At 75.1% G+C, this 15,870-nt stretch carries 12 protein-coding genes and 1 pseudogene; 9 read left to right on the top strand and 4 right to left on the bottom strand.

Annotated features, from left to right (window positions below):
- Nucleotides 1–7: 7 nt before the first annotated feature.
- The 4 genes and pseudogenes from lanKC to ABD361_RS10895 all read left to right on the top strand — a co-directional run.
- Entirely contained in the window at nucleotides 8–2,617 is a 2,610-nt protein-coding gene (lanKC, locus tag ABD361_RS10910) for a class III lanthionine synthetase LanKC (RefSeq protein ID WP_344434761.1), read from the top strand.
- 36 nt (nucleotides 2,618–2,653) lie between these two features.
- Entirely contained in the window at nucleotides 2,654–2,779 is a 126-nt protein-coding gene (locus tag ABD361_RS10905; protein WP_344434760.1) for a SapB/AmfS family lanthipeptide, read from the top strand.
- Between the two features lie 77 nt (nucleotides 2,780–2,856).
- Complete coding sequence (locus tag ABD361_RS10900; RefSeq protein ID WP_344434758.1) at nucleotides 2,857–4,542, top strand: ABC transporter transmembrane domain-containing protein; 1,686 nt, start codon at nucleotides 2,857–2,859, stop codon at nucleotides 4,540–4,542.
- 167 nt (nucleotides 4,543–4,709) lie between these two features.
- Nucleotides 4,710–6,140 (top strand): annotated as a pseudogene (locus ABD361_RS10895) (ATP-binding cassette domain-containing protein); the annotation flags it as partial.
- A 225-nt stretch (nucleotides 6,141–6,365) separates the two neighbouring features.
- Here ABD361_RS10895 and ABD361_RS10890 read toward each other — a convergent pair.
- Together ABD361_RS10890 and ABD361_RS10885 are read right to left on the bottom strand one after the other, a co-directional pair.
- On the bottom strand, nucleotides 6,366–7,031 hold the full coding sequence (locus ABD361_RS10890; RefSeq protein ID WP_344434756.1) for a LuxR C-terminal-related transcriptional regulator: 666 nt from the start codon (nucleotides 7,029–7,031) through the stop codon (nucleotides 6,366–6,368).
- 174 nt (nucleotides 7,032–7,205) lie between these two features.
- Nucleotides 7,206–7,871 carry a TetR family transcriptional regulator gene (locus ABD361_RS10885; protein WP_344434755.1) on the bottom strand — a complete coding sequence of 222 codons (666 nt, stop codon included), beginning with the start codon at nucleotides 7,869–7,871 and terminating at the stop codon, nucleotides 7,206–7,208.
- Between the two features lie 227 nt (nucleotides 7,872–8,098).
- Here ABD361_RS10885 and ABD361_RS10880 point away from each other — a divergent pair, with 227 nt between their 5' ends.
- From ABD361_RS10880 to ABD361_RS10860, 5 genes are all read left to right on the top strand, one after another.
- Nucleotides 8,099–9,442 (top strand): glycosyltransferase family 4 protein, encoded by a 1,344-nt coding sequence (locus ABD361_RS10880; RefSeq protein WP_425583191.1) that lies wholly within the window; start codon nucleotides 8,099–8,101, stop codon nucleotides 9,440–9,442.
- A gap of 105 nt (nucleotides 9,443–9,547) precedes the next feature.
- Complete coding sequence (locus ABD361_RS10875; protein ID WP_344434753.1) at nucleotides 9,548–10,279, top strand: class I SAM-dependent methyltransferase; 732 nt, start codon at nucleotides 9,548–9,550, stop codon at nucleotides 10,277–10,279.
- Nucleotides 10,276–11,358, top strand: coding sequence for a prenyltransferase/squalene oxidase repeat-containing protein (locus ABD361_RS10870; protein WP_344434751.1), 1,083 nt, complete (start codon nucleotides 10,276–10,278; stop codon nucleotides 11,356–11,358). The genes ABD361_RS10875 and ABD361_RS10870 overlap by 4 nt, the downstream gene beginning before the upstream one ends.
- A gap of 76 nt (nucleotides 11,359–11,434) precedes the next feature.
- Nucleotides 11,435–12,226, top strand: coding sequence for a maleylpyruvate isomerase family mycothiol-dependent enzyme (locus ABD361_RS10865; RefSeq protein ID WP_344434750.1), 792 nt, complete (start codon nucleotides 11,435–11,437; stop codon nucleotides 12,224–12,226).
- 12 nt (nucleotides 12,227–12,238) lie between these two features.
- Nucleotides 12,239–13,654, top strand: coding sequence for a M1 family metallopeptidase (locus ABD361_RS10860; protein ID WP_344434748.1), 1,416 nt, complete (start codon nucleotides 12,239–12,241; stop codon nucleotides 13,652–13,654).
- 163 nt (nucleotides 13,655–13,817) lie between these two features.
- On the opposite strand, the gene ABD361_RS10855 is transcribed toward ABD361_RS10860, so the two are convergent.
- Both ABD361_RS10855 and ABD361_RS10850 read right to left on the bottom strand, forming a co-directional pair.
- Complete coding sequence (locus ABD361_RS10855; RefSeq protein ID WP_344434747.1) at nucleotides 13,818–14,828, bottom strand: LLM class F420-dependent oxidoreductase; 1,011 nt, start codon at nucleotides 14,826–14,828, stop codon at nucleotides 13,818–13,820.
- Nucleotides 14,829–14,952: 124 nt separating this feature from the next.
- Nucleotides 14,953–15,852, bottom strand: a complete 900-nt coding sequence (locus ABD361_RS10850) for a hypothetical protein (protein ID WP_344434746.1) — start codon at nucleotides 15,850–15,852, stop codon at nucleotides 14,953–14,955.
- Nucleotides 15,853–15,870: the final 18 nt, after the last annotated feature.

Below are 15,870 nucleotides of genomic sequence, written 5' to 3'. Positions count from 1 at the left end.
GGGGCCGATGGAGAAGCGGTACGAGGTCTACTGCCTGGCCGACCGCGAGTTCTACGACGTCCCCGACGCGAGCGGCACACCGGCCGCCCGCACGGCCCCGTACGAGACCGCCCGCCGGCCCGTGCCCGCCGGCTGGCGCAGCGCCCGCAGCGGCGACTGGCTCCACCTCACGCCCGCCGACACCTCCGGGCAGCCCCCGCAGGGCTGGAAGATCCACGTCTCGGCGACCGCCGAGGGCGCCGAGAAGACCGCGGCCGTCGTGTGGGACTACTGCGTCCCGCGCGGCATCCCGTTCAAGTTCGTGCCCGCGCCCCACCTGCTGCACCTGCGCAACAGCAAATACGCACCGCGCGACGGCAGCGGGAAGTTCGTCACCGTCTACCCGGCCGACGAGGCGCAGCTGCACACCGTCCTCACCGAGCTGCACGAGATCCTCGGCGGCCTGCCCGGCCCGTACATCCTGACCGACCTGCGCTGGCACGAGGGACCGCTGTACGTGCGCTACGGCGCCTTCGCCCGCCGCTACTGCACCGACGCGCACGGCGCCCTCGTGCCCGCCGTCGAGGACCCCACCGGCACCCTCGTGCCCGACCTGCGCAACCCCGCCTTCCAGACGCCCGAGTGGGTCACCCTGCCCGCCTTCCTGGCACCCCACCTCGCCGCCCGCAACGCCACCACCGTCACCGACCTGCCCTACCGCATCGAGAAGGCCCTGCACTTCTCCAACGGCGGCGGCGTCTACCGCGGCACCGACACCCGCGACGGCAGCACGGTCGTCCTCAAGGAGGGCCGCCCGCACGCCGGGCTCGCCGCCGACGGCGCCGACGCCGTCACCCGCCTGGAACGCGAACGCGACGCGCTGCGCAGCCTCGCCGGCACCGGCGTCGCCCCCGGCCTGCGCGACTGGCTCACCATCGGCGACCACCGCTTCCTCGTCATGGACTTCGTCGAGGGCCGGCCCCTGAACTCCTTCTTCGCCGAACGCCACCCGCTGCTCGCCCCCGAGACCGACCCGGCCGCCCTCACCGCGTACACCGCGTGGGCCCTGCGCATCCACCGGGCCGTCGAGGACGCCGTCGCCCGGGTGCACGAGCGGGGCGTGGTCTTCAACGACCTGCACATGTTCAACATCCTCGTCGCCCCCGACGAACAGAGCGTCACCCTCATCGACTTCGAGGCCGCGGCACCGGCCGACGAGCACGGCCGCCAGGTCGTCGCCCACCCCGGCTTCGTCGCCCCGCCCGACCGCACCGGCACCGCCGTCGACCGCTACGCCCTGGCCTGCCTGCGCCTGGCGCTGTTCCTGCCGATCACCACGCTGCTGAGCGTCGACCGCGGCAAGGCCGCCCACCTCGCCGACACCATCGCCGCACACTTCCCCGTACCCCGGGAGTTCCTCGACGAGGCCGTCGCCGAGATCACCGGCACGCCGCCCGCCCGCCACGCCCCCGGCCCCCGGCCCCGCTACGCCGGCCTGCCCGGGCCGCAGCAGTGGCCCGCCGCCCGCGACTCCCTCGTGCGGGCGATCCTCGCCTCCGCCACACCCGGCCGCGACGACCGCCTCTACCCCGGCGACATCGCCCAGTTCGGCGACGGCGGCGGCCTGGGCCTGGCCCACGGCGCCTCAGGAGTGCTCTACGCCCTCGCCGCGGCCGGCGCCGGCCGCCACGAGGCCGGCGAACAATGGCTGCTGCGGCACACCGACCCCGTACCTCCCGGCACCCCCCTCGGCCTGTACGACGGCATCGCCGGCGCCGCCCTCGCCCTGCACCGCCTCGGCCACACCGCACGCGCCCACGACCTCGCCGGCGCGATCCTGGCCGAACAGTGGCAGCGGCTCGGCCCCGGCCTGCACGGCGGCCTGGCCGGCATCGGCCTGCTCCTGGACGAGCTCGCCGGCGCCACCGGCGACGCGCACCTCGAGACCTGCGCCCGCGAGGCGGCCCGCGCCGCCGCCCGCAAGCTCGCCGAACCCGCCACCGGCCGGCGCCGCGCCGGGCTCCTGCACGGCGCCACCGGCCCCGCCCTGCTCTTCCTGCGGCTGCACGAGCGCACCGGCGACCCCGCCCTCCTCGACCTCGCCGGCACCGCCCTGCGCACCGACCTCGCCTCGTGCGTGCGCACCCCCATCGGCTCCCTCGACGTCGACGAGGGCTGGCGCACCATGCCCTACCTCGGCGACGGCAGCGTCGGCATTGGCGCGGTGCTCGACGACTACCTCGCCCACCGCCCCGACGACGCCGACGAGGACCTCCGCGAGGCCCGCGACCGCATCCTGACCGCCGCCCGGTCCCGCTTCTACGCCCAGCCCGGGCTCCTCCAGGGCCGCGCCGGCATGGTCTGGCACCTCGCCCGCACCACCGCGCCCGGCGCGACGCGCGCGGACCTGGCCGCCCAAGTGGCCGCCATGGACTGGTACGCGATGCCCTACCGCGGCGAACTCGCCTTCCCCGGGCACCAGATGATGCGGCTGTCCATGGACCTCGCCACCGGAGGCGCGGGCATCCTGCTCGCCCTCGCGGCCGCCCACGGCGAACCCTCCGCCGGGCTGCCCTTCCTGCCCCTGCCGGGGCCCCAGAGCCGGCCCCACCGCGCAACGGACGCGGTGGAGTCGTGACCCACACGCAACTCCGTCCCCACGAAAGGAAGAACCATGGCGCTCCTCGACCTGCAGAGCCTGGAGTCCGACGAGCTGGCCCACGACGGCGGCCACGGCGGCGGCAGCAACGCGAGCCTGCTCCTGTGCTGGAGCACGGCCAGCGTGGTCCTGTGCGTGTGACCCACGCCCGCGGGTGACCGCACCTGGTGGGCCCTCCCCCGAGGAGGGCCCACCCACCCTTTCCGGGAGGAAACCGCATGTCCGGCACGGCCACCCTGCGCGCCGCCGTCCGGCACAGCGCCGGCCGCACCCTCGCCCTCGCCGCGGCCACCACCGCGAGCACCGGCGCGGCCCTGCTCCTGCCGGCCGCCCTCGGCCACGCCCTCGACCTGCTGCTCGCCGCACGCCACGACGCCGGGCGGTGGGTCCTGCTGTGCGCCGCCCTCATCGCCGCCTGCGCCGTCCTCGACGCCGCCGGCGACCTCCTCACCGCCACCACCACCTCGCGCACCACGGCCTGGCTGCGCCGCGACGCCCTCGACCACACCCTGGCGGCCGGCCCCCGCGCCACCGCCCGCATCCCCGCCGGCGACCTCGTCACCCGCCTCGTCGGCAACGCCGCCCACGCCGGCGCCGCCCCCGCCTCCCTCGCCGGCACCCTCCCCGCCGTCGCCGGGCCGCTCGGCGGCATCGTCGCGCTCGGCCTCATCGACCACCGCCTCGCCCTCGTCTTCCTCGCCGGCGCACCCCTGCTGGCGCTGCTGCTGCGGGCCTTCGCCCGCGCCTCCGCCGACACCCTCACCGGCTACCAGCGCGACCAGGGCGAACTCGCCGGCCGGCTCATGGAGGCCGCCGGCGGCGTACGGACCATCGCCGCCGCCGGCACCGCCGCCCGCGAACGCGACCGCATCCTCGAACCGCTCGCCGGCCTCTCCCGGCACGGCCACCGCATGTGGCGCGTGCAGGGCCGCTCCACCGCACAGGCCGGCGTCCTCGTCCCCCTGCTGCAGATCGCCGTCCTCGCCGTCGCCGGACTCCTCCTCGCGCGCGGCACGCTCAGCGTCGGCGACGTCCTCGCCGCGGCCCGGTACGCGGCGCTCGCCACGGGAGTCGGTGCGCTCGTGGGCCGCGTCAACGCCCTCGTCCACAGCCGCACCGCGGCCGCACGCATCTCCGAGGTGCGCTCCCTCGAACCCCTCCCGTACGGCACGCGGCGCTGCCGCCCCGACGGCGAGGGCACGCTGCGCCTGCGCGGCGTGGCCGTCGAACGCGGCGGACGCCGGGTGCTGCAGGACCTCGACCTGGACGTGCCCGGCGGCACGACCACCGCCGTCGTCGGACGCTCGGGCACCGGCAAGTCCCTGCTGGCGGCGGTCGCCGGCCGCCTGACCGACCCCACGGCCGGGACCGTCACCCTGGACGGCGTCCCGCTGCGCGAGCTCGCCCACGACGAACTGCGGCGGGCGGTGGGGTACGCGTTCGAGCGCCCGGCGCTGCTGGGGGAGACGATCGGCGACACGATCGCCCTCGGGGCGCACGCGCCCCCGCCGGCGGAGGTCGTCGCGGCCGCGCGGGCCGCGTGCGCGGACGACTTCGTACGGCGGCTGCCGGCGGGGTACGCGACGCGGTGCGGCGAGGCGCCGCTGTCCGGGGGCGAGGCCCAACGCCTCGGCCTGGCCCGGGCCTTCGCCCACGCAGGCCGGGTGCTCGTCCTGGACGACGCGACGTCGAGCCTCGACTCGGTGACCGAACGCCGCGTGGGCGCGGCCCTGCTGGACGGAACGGTGGCGGCCCCCACCCGCCTGGTGATAGCCCACCGCAGGGCAACGGCGGCCCGGGCCGACCGCGTCGCCTGGCTGCACGAGGGCCGCATCCGCGCGGTGGGCACGCACGAGGACCTGTGGCACCGGGAGCGCGAGTACCGAGCGGTGTTCGGCGGGTGAGCCCCGGCGCGCCGCGAGGGGGTCCAGGGGGCGCAGCCCCCGGTGGGGGTGCGGGGGCGCAGCCCCCGTGAACCTCTTCCCCCGGCCGTAGGCCGGGGGCGGGGGTGCGAGGGGGCGCAGCCCCCTCGGGAACGGTGGAAGGGCGGGGCCGGGGAAAGGACACGCACATGGCAGCGCTCGCGTACGCGCGACGGCACCGCCGCCCCCTCGCGGCCCTCGCCGCCTGGTCGGCCGTCGAGGCCCTGCACACCTTCGCCACCGGCTACGCCCTGGCCAGGGCCCTGGACGCCGGGTTCCTCGCGGGAGCGCCCCGCACGGGCCTCGCCTGGCTCGCCGTCGCCGCCCTCGCCGTCGTCGTCGGCGCCTTCGGGACCGCCCGTACGTACCGCGGCATCGCCGCCCTCGTCGAGCCGCTGCGCGACACGCTCGTGCGGCGCGTCGTCACGCGCGCCCTGTACGACGGTGACGGCGGTGCCGTCTCCCGCCTGACCCACCAGGTGGAGATCGCCCGGGACACCTTCGCGGGCCTGCTGATGGTGACGCGGTCGTTCGTCTTCACCGCGGCCGGGGCCCTGGCCGGTCTGTTCCTGCTGGCGCCGGTGCTGCTGGCGGTCGTCGTACCGCCGCTCCTGCTGGGCCTGGCCCTGTTCGTGGCGACGCTGCGTCCGCTCGCCCGCCGCCAGGAGGCGTATCTGGCCGCCGACGAGGCCCTGGCCAAGGAGCTCGGCCTGCTGGTGGCCGGGCTGCGGGACGTCGCCGCCGCCGGCGCGGAGCAGGTCGTGCGCGAGGGCGCGGGCGCCCGCATCGAGCAGGGGCGGCGCACGGCGGACGCCCTGGCGCGCTGGTCGCTGGCGCGCGCCGGGGCACTGGCCGTCGCGGGGCGGCTGCCCGTCGTACCGCTGCTGGCCGCCGCCCCCTGGCTGCTGGGCCACGGCGTCTCGCCGGGCGCCCTGGTCGGCGCCCTGACATATCTGACGCAGTCCCTGCTGCCGGCTCTGCAGGGCCTGGTGCACGGCCTGGGCACGAGCGGTTCGCGGTTCCTGGTGGTGCTGCGCCGGCTGGCCGCCGCGCCGCCGGAGCCCGGGTACGGGCGGCGGCCCGTCCCCCCGAGCCCGTCGGCACCCGCACTGGAGCTGCGCGGGGTGACCTTCGGCTACGGCGCGCACGCCGACCCCGTCCTGCGGGAGGTGGACCTGACGCTGCCGGCCGGCGGCCGGCTGGTGGTGGTCGGTCCGAGCGGGGCCGGCAAGTCCACGCTGACGGGGCTGCTGGCGGGCCTGTTGCAGCCGTGGTCGGGCGAGGTGCGGGTGGCGGGCGTGCCCGCCGGCAGCGCAGGGGCGCCCGCACGCCGGGTGCTGATCCCGCAGGAGGCGTACGTCTTCTCCGGCACCCTCGGCGCCAACTTCGGCTACCTGCGCGAGGACGCGGTGCCGCAGGCGGAGGTCACCGCCGCGGTCCGGGCGATCGGCGCGCAGGCGCTGGTGCGCCGGCTGGGCGGGCTGGACGCCCCCGTGGTGCCGGGGGAGCTGTCGGCGGGGGAGCGGCAACTGGTCGCGCTGGTGCGCGCGTACCTCTCGCCGGCCCCCGTGGCGCTGCTGGACGAGGCGACCTGCCACCTGGACCCCGCGGCCGAGGAGCGCGTGGAGCGCGCCTTCGCGGCGCGCCCCGGCGGCAGCGTGGTGGTCGTCGCGCACCGTGCGGGCTCCGCCCGCCGCGCGGAGAAGGTGCTGGTGATGGACGGTCCCGGCACGGTGAGCGGTACGCACGAGGAGCTGCTGGCGCGTTCGGCGCTGTACCGGGACCTGATGGGGGCGGGCGAGGGCTCACACCCACCCGGCGCAGCGGGAGATGCGGATGGCGTCGACGCGGTTGCGGGCCCCGGTCTTGCGGGTGATGGCGGCCATGTAGTTGCGCACGGTTCCGTTCGACAGGTGCAGGCTGCGGGCGATCTCGCCGACGGAGGCGCCCTCGGCGGCCAGTGACAGCACGCTCAGCTCGCGGCGGGTGAGGGGGATCTCGGCGGCCTGCAGGAAGTTGAAGCCGAGCGTCTCGTCGATGTAGCGCTCGCCCTTGGCGACGCGGCGTATGGCGTCGACGAGTCTGTCGGGTGAAGCGTTTTTGCTCAGGTATCCCAAGGCCCCCAACTCGTAGGCCCGGCGCAGCGGCCCCGGCCGCCCGGCGCTCACCAGGGCGAGCAGGGCGCCCCCGGGCCGCCCCGCGTCGCCCCCGTTGCCCCGGGGGCCCTCCCGCCCTCCCGCCCCACGGCCCCCGCACCACCCGTCACCTCCCGGCGTCGCGCCGGCACCGGCCGCGTCCGGGTCGGGGCTGTCCATGTCGACCACGCACACCTCCGGCAGCAGGGCGCGCGAGGTGGCGAGGGCCCCGCGCCAGGACGCCGAGGAGACCTCGAGGTCCGGCTCTCTGCCGAGCCAGGCCGCCAGGGCCGTGCGCAGCAGATAGGTGTCGTGTACGAGCAGAACGCGTGTCACGTTTCGCCTCTCCCGCTCCGTGTAGCGAACCACTTGGGGCCACCGGTCGATAAATTCATACCGGCGGAGTCGCTGTTCCGGGTGCAGTTACCCGCTACCCGGGGGGCGTAAGGGCGCGGGGCGCGGGCCGGGTCCGCCCCGGGCGCGAGGGCCGTGCCCCCGCTGTGGTGCGGCCTAGCGGGTGGCGGGGGCGGCGGGGCCGATGAGGCGGCAGGCCGTGGCCAGGTCGATCTTGACCTGGGCGATGGAGGCGCGCCCCGACAGCCAGGTGATCAGCGCGGAGTGCCACGTGTGCTCGATGACGCGGACGGCCGAGAGCTGCTCGGGCGTGGGCGGGCCGGTCAGGCCCATGGCGTCCAGGACGATCGTGGTGGTGAGCCGGGAGACGGTGTCGACCTCGGCGCTGACCGAGCGGTCGGCGAAGGTCAGGGCGCGCACCATGGCCTCGGCCAGGTGGGGGTCGCGCTGCATGGCGCGGAAGGCCCGCAGCAGGGTGCCGGCGACCCGCTCGGCGGGGTCGGCGCCGGTCGGCGGGCGCTTGCGCAGGGTCGCCTGCAGCTGGTCCAGCTGGTCGTGCATCACCGCGACCAGGAGGTGGATCTTGGAGGGGAAGTAGCGGTAGAGCGTGCCGAGGGCGACGCCGGCGTCCTCGGCGACCTCGCGCATCTGCACCGCCTCGAAGCCGCCGCGGGCGGCCAGGCGGGTGGTGGCGCGGAGGATCCGGTCGCGCCGGGCCTCCTGGCGGGCGGTCAGGGACGGGCCGGTGGTGCCCGGGGCCGCGGTGGCGGGGGACGGCGCGGGGGTCCCGGCCGGCCGTGCCGGCTTTGATTCCGTCGTCATGTGTCCCGTTCCATGGTGTCTTGTGACACTCCATCCAGCGGTGTCGGTGCGGCCCGGACGGCACAGCATGGCAGGGCCCGGGCCGTGGCGCGAATCACCCGGCGCCGCTCTTTCGGTCCTCTGACATCCCGGTAGATTCAAGCTTCCGACGACCCAGTCTGAAACTTGTTCTAGATTAGCGCGACCCGTTACGCTCCGGCGGAACAGCCAGCGAGAAGGAGGCCGGAGTGACCGCTGAGGCCACAGAGGCATCGGTCACACGAGTTGGCAGCAACCTCCTCGACGGGGGCGGGGCCGGCCCCGCCGGCGACCGGCCGCTGCGCATCGCGCTGCTCACCTACAAGGGCAACCCCTTCTGCGGCGGCCAGGGCGTCTACGTGCGCCACCTCTCCCGCGAGCTCGCCCGCCTGGGCCACTCGGTCGAGGTCATCGGCGCCCAGCCCTACCCGGTCCTCGACGAGGGCGTCCCCCTGACCGAACTGCCCAGCCTCGACCTGTACCGGCAGCCCGACCCCTTCCGCACGCCGAAGCGGGAGGAGTACCGCGACTGGATCGACCTGCTGGAGGTCGGGCACATGTGGGCCGGGCGCTTCCCCGAGCCCCTGACCTTCTCCCTGCGCGCCCGCCGCCACCTCGCCGCCCGCCGCGGCGAGTTCGACGTCATCCACGACAACCAGACCCTGGGCTACGGGCTCCTGGGCGGCCCCGGCGTGCTCGGCGCCCCGCTGGTCACCACCGTCCACCACCCCATCACCGTCGACCGGCAGCTGGAGCTGGACGCGGCACCGAACCGCAAGCGCCGCGCCTCGGTGCGCCGCTGGTACGGCTTCACCGCCATGCAGAAACGTGTCGCCCGGCGGCTGCCGTCCGTGCTCACCGTCTCCGGCTCCTCCCGCCAGGAGATCGTCGACCACCTCGGCGTCCACCCCGAGCGCGTCCACGTCGTGCACATCGGCGCCGACACCGCTCTGTTCTCCCCCGACCCGTCGGTCGCCGAGGTGCCCGGCCGCATCGTCACCACCTCCAGCGCCGACGTCCCCCTCAAGGGACTCGTCCACCTCGTCGACGCCCTCGCCGAGGTGCGCCGCGAACACCCCGGCGCCCACCTCGTCGTGGTCGGCAAACGCCCCGAGAAGGGCCCGGTGGCCGCGGCCGTCCGGCGCCACGGGCTCGACGGCGCCATCGAGTTCGTCAAGGGCATCAGCGACGCTGAGCTCGTCGACCTGGTCCGCTCGGCGCAGGTCGCCTGCGTCCCCTCCCTCTACGAGGGCTTCTCCCTGCCGGCCGCGGAGGCCATGGCCACCGGCACGCCGCTCGTCGCCACGACGGGCGGGGCCATACCCGAGGTCGCCGGCCCCGACGGCGAGACGTGCCTGGCGGTACCGCCGGGCGACGCGCAGGCGCTGGCCGCCGCGCTCGTACGACTGCTCGGCGACGCGGACCTGCGGCGGCGGCTGGGGGCCGCGGGGCGGGAGCGGGTGCTGGCGAAGTTCACGTGGCGCCAGGCGGCGATCGGGACGGTGGAGCACTACCGGCGTGCGATGGCGCTGGCCGCTGGGCGGAGCGGTTGATGCCGTTCCTCCGGTGCGGGCCGTGGGCGGGTTGTGCCCACCCGTTCCTCCCTACGGAACGATTGCCCACAACACACCCACTCACTCGAGCGAAAGCGCAGTGCCTTGCTGACCGTTGACTTCTCCCGCTTCCCGCTCGCCGCAGGCGACCGCGTGCTCGACCTGGGCTGCGGCGCCGGCCGGCACGCCTTCGAGTGCTACCGGCGCGGCGCGCACGTCGTGGCCCTCGACCGCAACGGCGAGGAGATCCGCGAGGTCGCCAAGTGGTTCGCCGCGATGAAGGAGGCCGGCGAGGCCCCCGCCGGGGCCACCGCCACCGCCATGGAGGGCGACGCCCTCGCGCTGCCCTTCCCCGACGCCAGCTTCGACGTCGTCATCATCTCCGAGGTGATGGAGCACATCCCGGACGACAAGGGCGTGCTCGCCGAGATGGTGCGCGTCCTCAAGCCCGGCGGCCGGATAGCCGTCACGGTGCCCCGCTACGGGCCGGAGAAGATCTGCTGGGCGCTCAGCGACGCGTACCACGAGGTCGAGGGCGGGCACATCCGCATCTACAAGGCCGACGAGCTGCTCGGCAAGATGGCGGAGGCGGGGCTCAAGCCGTACGGCACCCACCACGCCCACGGCCTGCACAGCCCGTACTGGTGGCTGAAGTGCGCCTTCGGCGTGGACAACGACAAGGCGCTGCCGGTGCGCGCGTACCACAAGCTGCTGGTCTGGGACATCATGAAGAAGCCCGCGGCCACCCGTCTCGCCGAGCAGCTGCTCAACCCCGTCATCGGCAAGAGCTTCGTCGCCTACGCCACCAAGCCCCACCTGCCGGCGGTCGCCGAATGACCGGCGCCGGCCGCATCGAACGCCTCGCCCTGCCCGGCGTGCTCACCGCCGAGGAGGCGGCCCGCACCGCCGCCGGGATCGCCGCCGTGCAGCGCGCCGACGGGGCCATCCCGTGGTTCCGGGGCCACCACCTCGACCCGTGGGACCACGTCGAGGCCGCCATGGCCCTGGACGCGGCAGGCGAGCACGAGCGGGCCCGGGCCGCCTACCGGTGGCTCGCCTGGCACCAGAACCCGGACGGCTCCTGGTACGCCGCGTACGCCGACGGCGCCGCCGACGAGCCCACCGACCGCGCCAAGGAGACGAACTTCGTCGCCTACGTCGCGGTCGGCGTCTGGCACCACTACCTGTCCACCGGCGACGACGCCTTCCTCGACGGCATGTGGCCCACCGTCTACGCGGCCGTCGAGTACGTCCTGACCTTCCAGCAGCCCGGCGGGCAGATCGGGTGGAAGGCCGAGGAGGACGGCAGCCGGCGCACCGAGGCGCTGCTGACCGGCAGCTCCTCCATCCACCACGCGCTGCGCTGCGCGCTGGCCATCGCCGAGCACCGCGAGGAGCCGCAGCCGGACTGGGAGCTGGCCCTGGGGCTGCTGGGGCACGCGATACGCCACCACCCGGAGCGGTTCCTGGACAAGAGCCGCTACTCCATGGACTGGTACTACCCCGTGCTCGGCGGCGCCGTGACCGGCGTGGCCGCCAAGGAGCGCATCGAGGAGCGCTGGGACGACTTCGTGGTGCCCGGCCTGGGCGTGCGCTGCGTGGTGCCCAACCCCTGGGTGACCGGCGGCGAGAGCTGCGAGCTGGCGCTGGCCCTGTGGGCGATGGGGGAGTCCGACCGGGCCGTGGACGTCCTGCGCTGGATCGGCCACCTGCGGGCCGAGGACGGCATGTACTGGACGGGCTACGTCTTCGAGGACGAGGCCGTCTGGCCGCAGGAGCTGACCACCTGGACGGCCGGCTCGCTGCTGCTGGCCGTGGCGGCGCTCGGCGGCGACGAGGCGACGACGGCGGTCTTCGGCGGCGAGCGGCTGCCGGCGGGCCTGGAGCCGGAGTGCCCCTGCGGCATGGAGGCGTAACCTCCGGTTCCGTTCTCGCGGGTCAACGTGCCCGCTGTGCAGGGGGATTGTCAGACCCCCGCCCTACAGTGGCGCCATGACTTCCTTCAGCCATGAACGTTACTGTGCCGAGGTGCTGGAGCAGACCGCGCAGATGCGCGAGCTGCTGCGCGGCGCCGACCTCTCCGCCACCGTCCCCACCTGCCCCGACTGGACCCTCGCCCAGCTCGTGGTGCACGTCAGCAGCGCGCACCGGGGCGTGGCCGAGAGGGTGCGCGACCGGGTGACCGAGTTCGTCCCGCCCGAGGGCGACATCTCCGGCATCGAGGGCGCCGAGAAGTTCGACGCCGACTCCCTCGACCGCCACCTGGCCGAGGGCGCCGAGGCGGTCGTCCAGGCGCTGCGCGAGGCCGGTCCGGACGCCGACGTGTGGACCTTCGGCCGGGAGCAGAAGTCCCGCTTCTGGGCCCGCCGCATGACGCACGAGACGGTGATGCACCGGGCCGACGTCGCCGCCACGGTCGGCGCCGAGTTCACCGTCGCCCCCGACATCGCCGCCGACTGCCTGGACGAGTGGCTGGAGATCATCACCTCGCCCATGGCCAAGGTCTGGAAGCCCGTCCTCGGCGAGCTCACCGGCCCCGGCCGCACCCTCCACCTGCACGCCACCGACACCCCCGCCGAGGTGCGGGCCGAGTGGCTCATCGACGCCACGGGCGAGGAGGTGCAGTGGCGGCGGTCCCACGAGAAGGCGGCCGTCGCCGTGCGCGGCCCCATGACCGACCTCCTGGGCTTCTTCTACCGCCGGCTGCCCGCCGACACCGACCGGGTGGAGATCATCGGCGACCGCGCCGTGCTGGACCACTGGCTGGAGCGGACCAGCTTCTGATGTGATCGGCGCATGAGAGCGAGGCCGTTCCCGCGCCGCCGTGCGCTGCCCGCCGTCCTGGCGCTGCTGCTCGCCACCGCGTGCGGCGGCGCCGGCGGCCCCACGGGCCCCCGTCCGGGCGCCGCCGGCGTGGGCGACCCGCTCTTCCCGGACCTGGGCAACGGCGGCTACGACGTCGGCCACTACGGCCTGACCCTCGACTACGACCCCGCCACGGGCCGGCTGCGCGGCACCGCCGTCATCACCGCCGACGCCAGAGAGGACCTCAGCTCCTTCAACCTCGACCTGAAGGGCCTGACCGTCCGCAGCGTGCGGGTCGGCGGCGAGGACGCCCGTACGACGCGCAAGGGCGGCGAGCTGACGGTCGTCCCGGCCAAACCGCTGAAGAAGCACGCCGGCTTCCGCACGGTCGTCGTCTACGAGGGGGAGCCGCAGCAGATCACCGACCCGGACGGCTCCACCGAGGGCTGGGTCGCCACCGACGACGGAGCCGTGGGCCTGGGCGAGCCGGCCGGCTCGACGGCCTGGTTCCCCGGCAACCACCACCCCTCCGACAAGGCCACCTACGACATCACCGTCACCGTGCCCGAGGGCTTCACGGCCGTCGCCAACGGCGAGCTGACGTCCGCCGAGCGCGGGCCCGGCGGCCGCACCGCCTTCACCTGGCACACCGGGCAGCAGATGGCGAGCTACCTGGCCACCGTCGCCGTGGGCCGGTTCACCGTCACCACCGCGAAGACCCCGCACGGCCTGCCCGTGTACGTCGCGGCCGCCCCCGGCCAGGCCGACGCCGCGGCGCGCACCGCCACGTTGCTGCCGCAGGTCCTCGACTGGGGCAGCCGCCTCTTCGGCCCGTACCCCTTCTCCTCCACCGGCGCGGTCGTCGACAGCAACCCCGACGTCGGCTACGCGCTGGAGACCCAGCCCAAGCCGTACTTCCACGCCGCCCCCGACGACCGGACCGTCGTGCACGAGGTGGCCCACCAGTGGTTCGGCAACTCCGTCACGCCCCGCACCTGGCGCGACATGTGGCTCAACGAGGGCTTCGCCACCTACGCCGAGTGGCTGTGGGAGGAGCAGCACGGAGGCCGCACCGCCCGGCAGATCTTCGCCGACTACTACAGCGGCAAGGACCCCCAGAGCCGGGGCATCTGGGCCTTCCCGCCCGACGCCCCCACCGCCCGCACCGTCTCCGACCCACCGGTCTACGGGCGCGGCGCGATGGTCCTGCACAAACTGCGCGAGCGGCTCGGGGACCGCGCGTTCTTCGCCGTCCTGCAGCGCTGGACGCAGCTGTACCGCTACTCCAACGCCGGCACCGACGCCTTCGTCCACCTCGTCGAGAGCACGGCGGGCAAGAAGGAGGCCGACGAGGTCTTCGCCACATGGCTGCACGCGGCCGGCAAGCCGGCCTCGCCCGGCGACTAGCGCCCCTACGAGGGCGCCCGGCGTGGTGCAGTGCCCCGTTAGGGGCGCGGGGAACTGCGCGACCAGCCAGGATGCGCCCGCAGATGGGCCCCGGGGCGGCGTGTCGGCTGCGGGCCGTCGGTGGCCGATCGCGCAGTTCCCCGCGCCCCTTCGGGGCGCAGCCTTAATCGTTCAGCTCGGCCAGCAGCGTCAGCGTTTCCTCGTCCCGCGCCGTCACCAGCAGGTCGGTCACCGGGCCGGCGCGCCACGTCTGCAGTCGTTCGGCGATCCGCTCGCGCGGGCCGACCAGTGAGATCTCGTCGGCGAAGGCGTCGGGCACCGCCTCGGTCGCCTCCTCCCGCCGTCCGGAGAGGAACAGCTGCTGCACGCGCCGCGCCTCCTCCTCGTACCCCATCCGGCCCATCAGGTCCGCGTGGAAATTGCGGGCCGCGTGCCCCATGCCCCCCACGTACAGCGCCAGCATCCGCTTCACCGGTCGCAGCCCCTCGGCCACGTCCGCGCACAGATGCACCTGGGCCATCGGTGCCACCACGAAGCCTTCGGGCCTGCTCGCCAGTGCTTCGGCGTACAGGCCGGTGCGCGCCGGCGACCAGTACAGCGGCAGCCAGCCGTCGGCGATGCGGGCCGTCTGCGCCACGTTGCGCGGCCCCTCGGCCCCCAGCAGCACCGGCAGGCCCGTGCGCAGCGGATGGGTCATCGACTTGAGCGAGCGGCCCAGCCCGGTGGCGCCCGGACCGCGGTAGGGCAACGGGTGGTAGCGCCCGTCGAGCGCCACGGGCGCCTCGCGGCGCAGCACCTGCCGGACCACGTCCACGTACTCCCGGGTCGCGGTCAGCGGGCTGTCCGGGAACGGCCGTCCGTACCAGCCCTCCACCACCTGTGGCCCCGACAGGCCCAGCCCCAGCAGGACCCGGCCGCCCGAGAGGTGGTCCAGGGTCAGGGCGTGCATGGCCGTGGCGGCCGGTGAGCGGGCCGCCATCTGGGCGACGGCCGTGCCCAGCCGGATCCGCCGGGTGTGGGCGGCGATCCAGGTCAGCGGCGTGAAGGCGTCCGATCCCCAGGATTCCGCGGTCCACACCGAGTGGTAGCCGAGCCGTTCGGCGTGCAGGGCGAGTTCCAGCTGGCGGGACGCGGGCCGCCGGCCCCAGTAGCCGAGGGCGAGACCGAGCCGCATGCCGCCACCTCCCGTGCCGGGACTGACTGGGCGTCAGGTGACTGTACGGGCGCGACCCGCCCCGGACAAGACGGCGGCCCGCCGGGAAGAACCCGGCGGGCCGCATCGCCTCACGCGTGGTGCGTCAGCCGCGCTGGATGCCCGAGGTGTCCTGGAGCAGGCCGCGACGGCCGTCCTGCGTCTGGGCCACCAGCGCCTGACCGCGCTGGTCCACCGCCAGGTACCAGGTGCCCGGCACCAGCTCGGAGACCTGCGTCGGCGAACCGTCCTCGGCGAACAGCGGACGAGCCACCGGCACCGCGAACCAGAACGGGGCGAACGGCTCGCCACCGCCCGCGGCCGCCGGCTGCTGCGCCTGCGCCTGTGCCGGCTGCGGCTGCGGCTGCTGCTGCGCCGGCTGACCGGGCTGACCCGGCTGGGCCTGCGGGCCCGGCTGCGCGCCGCCGTACGGCTGCGTCTGGTCCGGGGCACCGTACGGCGACGGGGCACCGGCACCCGGCATCCCGCCCGGGGCCGGGTAGCCGTAGCCCGCGGGCGCGCCCGGCGCACCGTACGGCGCAGGTGCCGGCTGCGGGGCGCCCATCAGCGGCGCCTTCAGGGCCGGGGTGCGCGGGGTGAGCAGCGCCACCGCAGCCAGCAGCAGGTTGGCGATGAGCCCCAGGATCTGGCCGACGCCGGGCGAGACCTGCTCCACGTCGGGACCGCCGAAGATGGTCCACAGCGAGGACCACGTCGCGAACACGGCCAGCGCGATGCCCCACTGGTCCAGGCTCAGCCCCACGAGCTTGCGGCCCTCGGGCTGGAAACGGGCAGCGACGATCAATGCGGCGGCGATGATCCCGGCGAGGAAGATCGACGGCAGTACGGGGAAGAGTTCGGGCTTCCAGCCGTTGGGCTCCTTCGGGCAGCCGAAGGAGGACTGACCGCAGTCGTACGAGCGGAAGCTGAGGAACGAGGCGATGAACAGCAACACCGCTGCTCCGATCACCCCGCCGTCGCCTCGAGTGAGGGAGCGGATGTTCACCTGGGATCCTTATGTCAG

This window comes from Streptomyces luteosporeus, from assembly GCF_039532865.1.
Taxonomy (GTDB): Bacteria; Actinomycetota; Actinomycetes; order Streptomycetales; family Streptomycetaceae; genus Streptomyces; species Streptomyces luteosporeus.
Note: the sequence above shows the minus strand (reverse complement) of the source record. Positions and strands in the feature narration are given on the sequence as shown.

What these genes read in the sequence shown, in the direction of transcription:
- ABD361_RS10870 (WP_344434751.1), top strand. Translation starts at nt 10,276, where the DNA reads ATGACCGGCGCCGGCCGCATCGAACGCCTCGCCCTGCCCGGCGTGCTC.
- ABD361_RS10885 (WP_344434755.1), bottom strand. Translation starts at nt 7,871, where the DNA reads ATGACGACGGAATCAAAGCCGGCACGGCCGGCCGGGACCCCCGCGCCG.
- ABD361_RS10905 (WP_344434760.1), top strand. Translation starts at nt 2,654, where the DNA reads ATGGCGCTCCTCGACCTGCAGAGCCTGGAGTCCGACGAGCTGGCCCAC.
- ABD361_RS10865 (WP_344434750.1), top strand. Translation starts at nt 11,435, where the DNA reads ATGACTTCCTTCAGCCATGAACGTTACTGTGCCGAGGTGCTGGAGCAG.
- lanKC (WP_344434761.1), top strand. Translation starts at nt 8, where the DNA reads ATGGAGAAGCGGTACGAGGTCTACTGCCTGGCCGACCGCGAGTTCTAC.
- ABD361_RS10900 (WP_344434758.1), top strand. Translation starts at nt 2,857, where the DNA reads ATGTCCGGCACGGCCACCCTGCGCGCCGCCGTCCGGCACAGCGCCGGC.
- ABD361_RS10855 (WP_344434747.1), bottom strand. Translation starts at nt 14,828, where the DNA reads ATGCGGCTCGGTCTCGCCCTCGGCTACTGGGGCCGGCGGCCCGCGTCC.
- ABD361_RS10860 (WP_344434748.1), top strand. Translation starts at nt 12,239, where the DNA reads ATGAGAGCGAGGCCGTTCCCGCGCCGCCGTGCGCTGCCCGCCGTCCTG.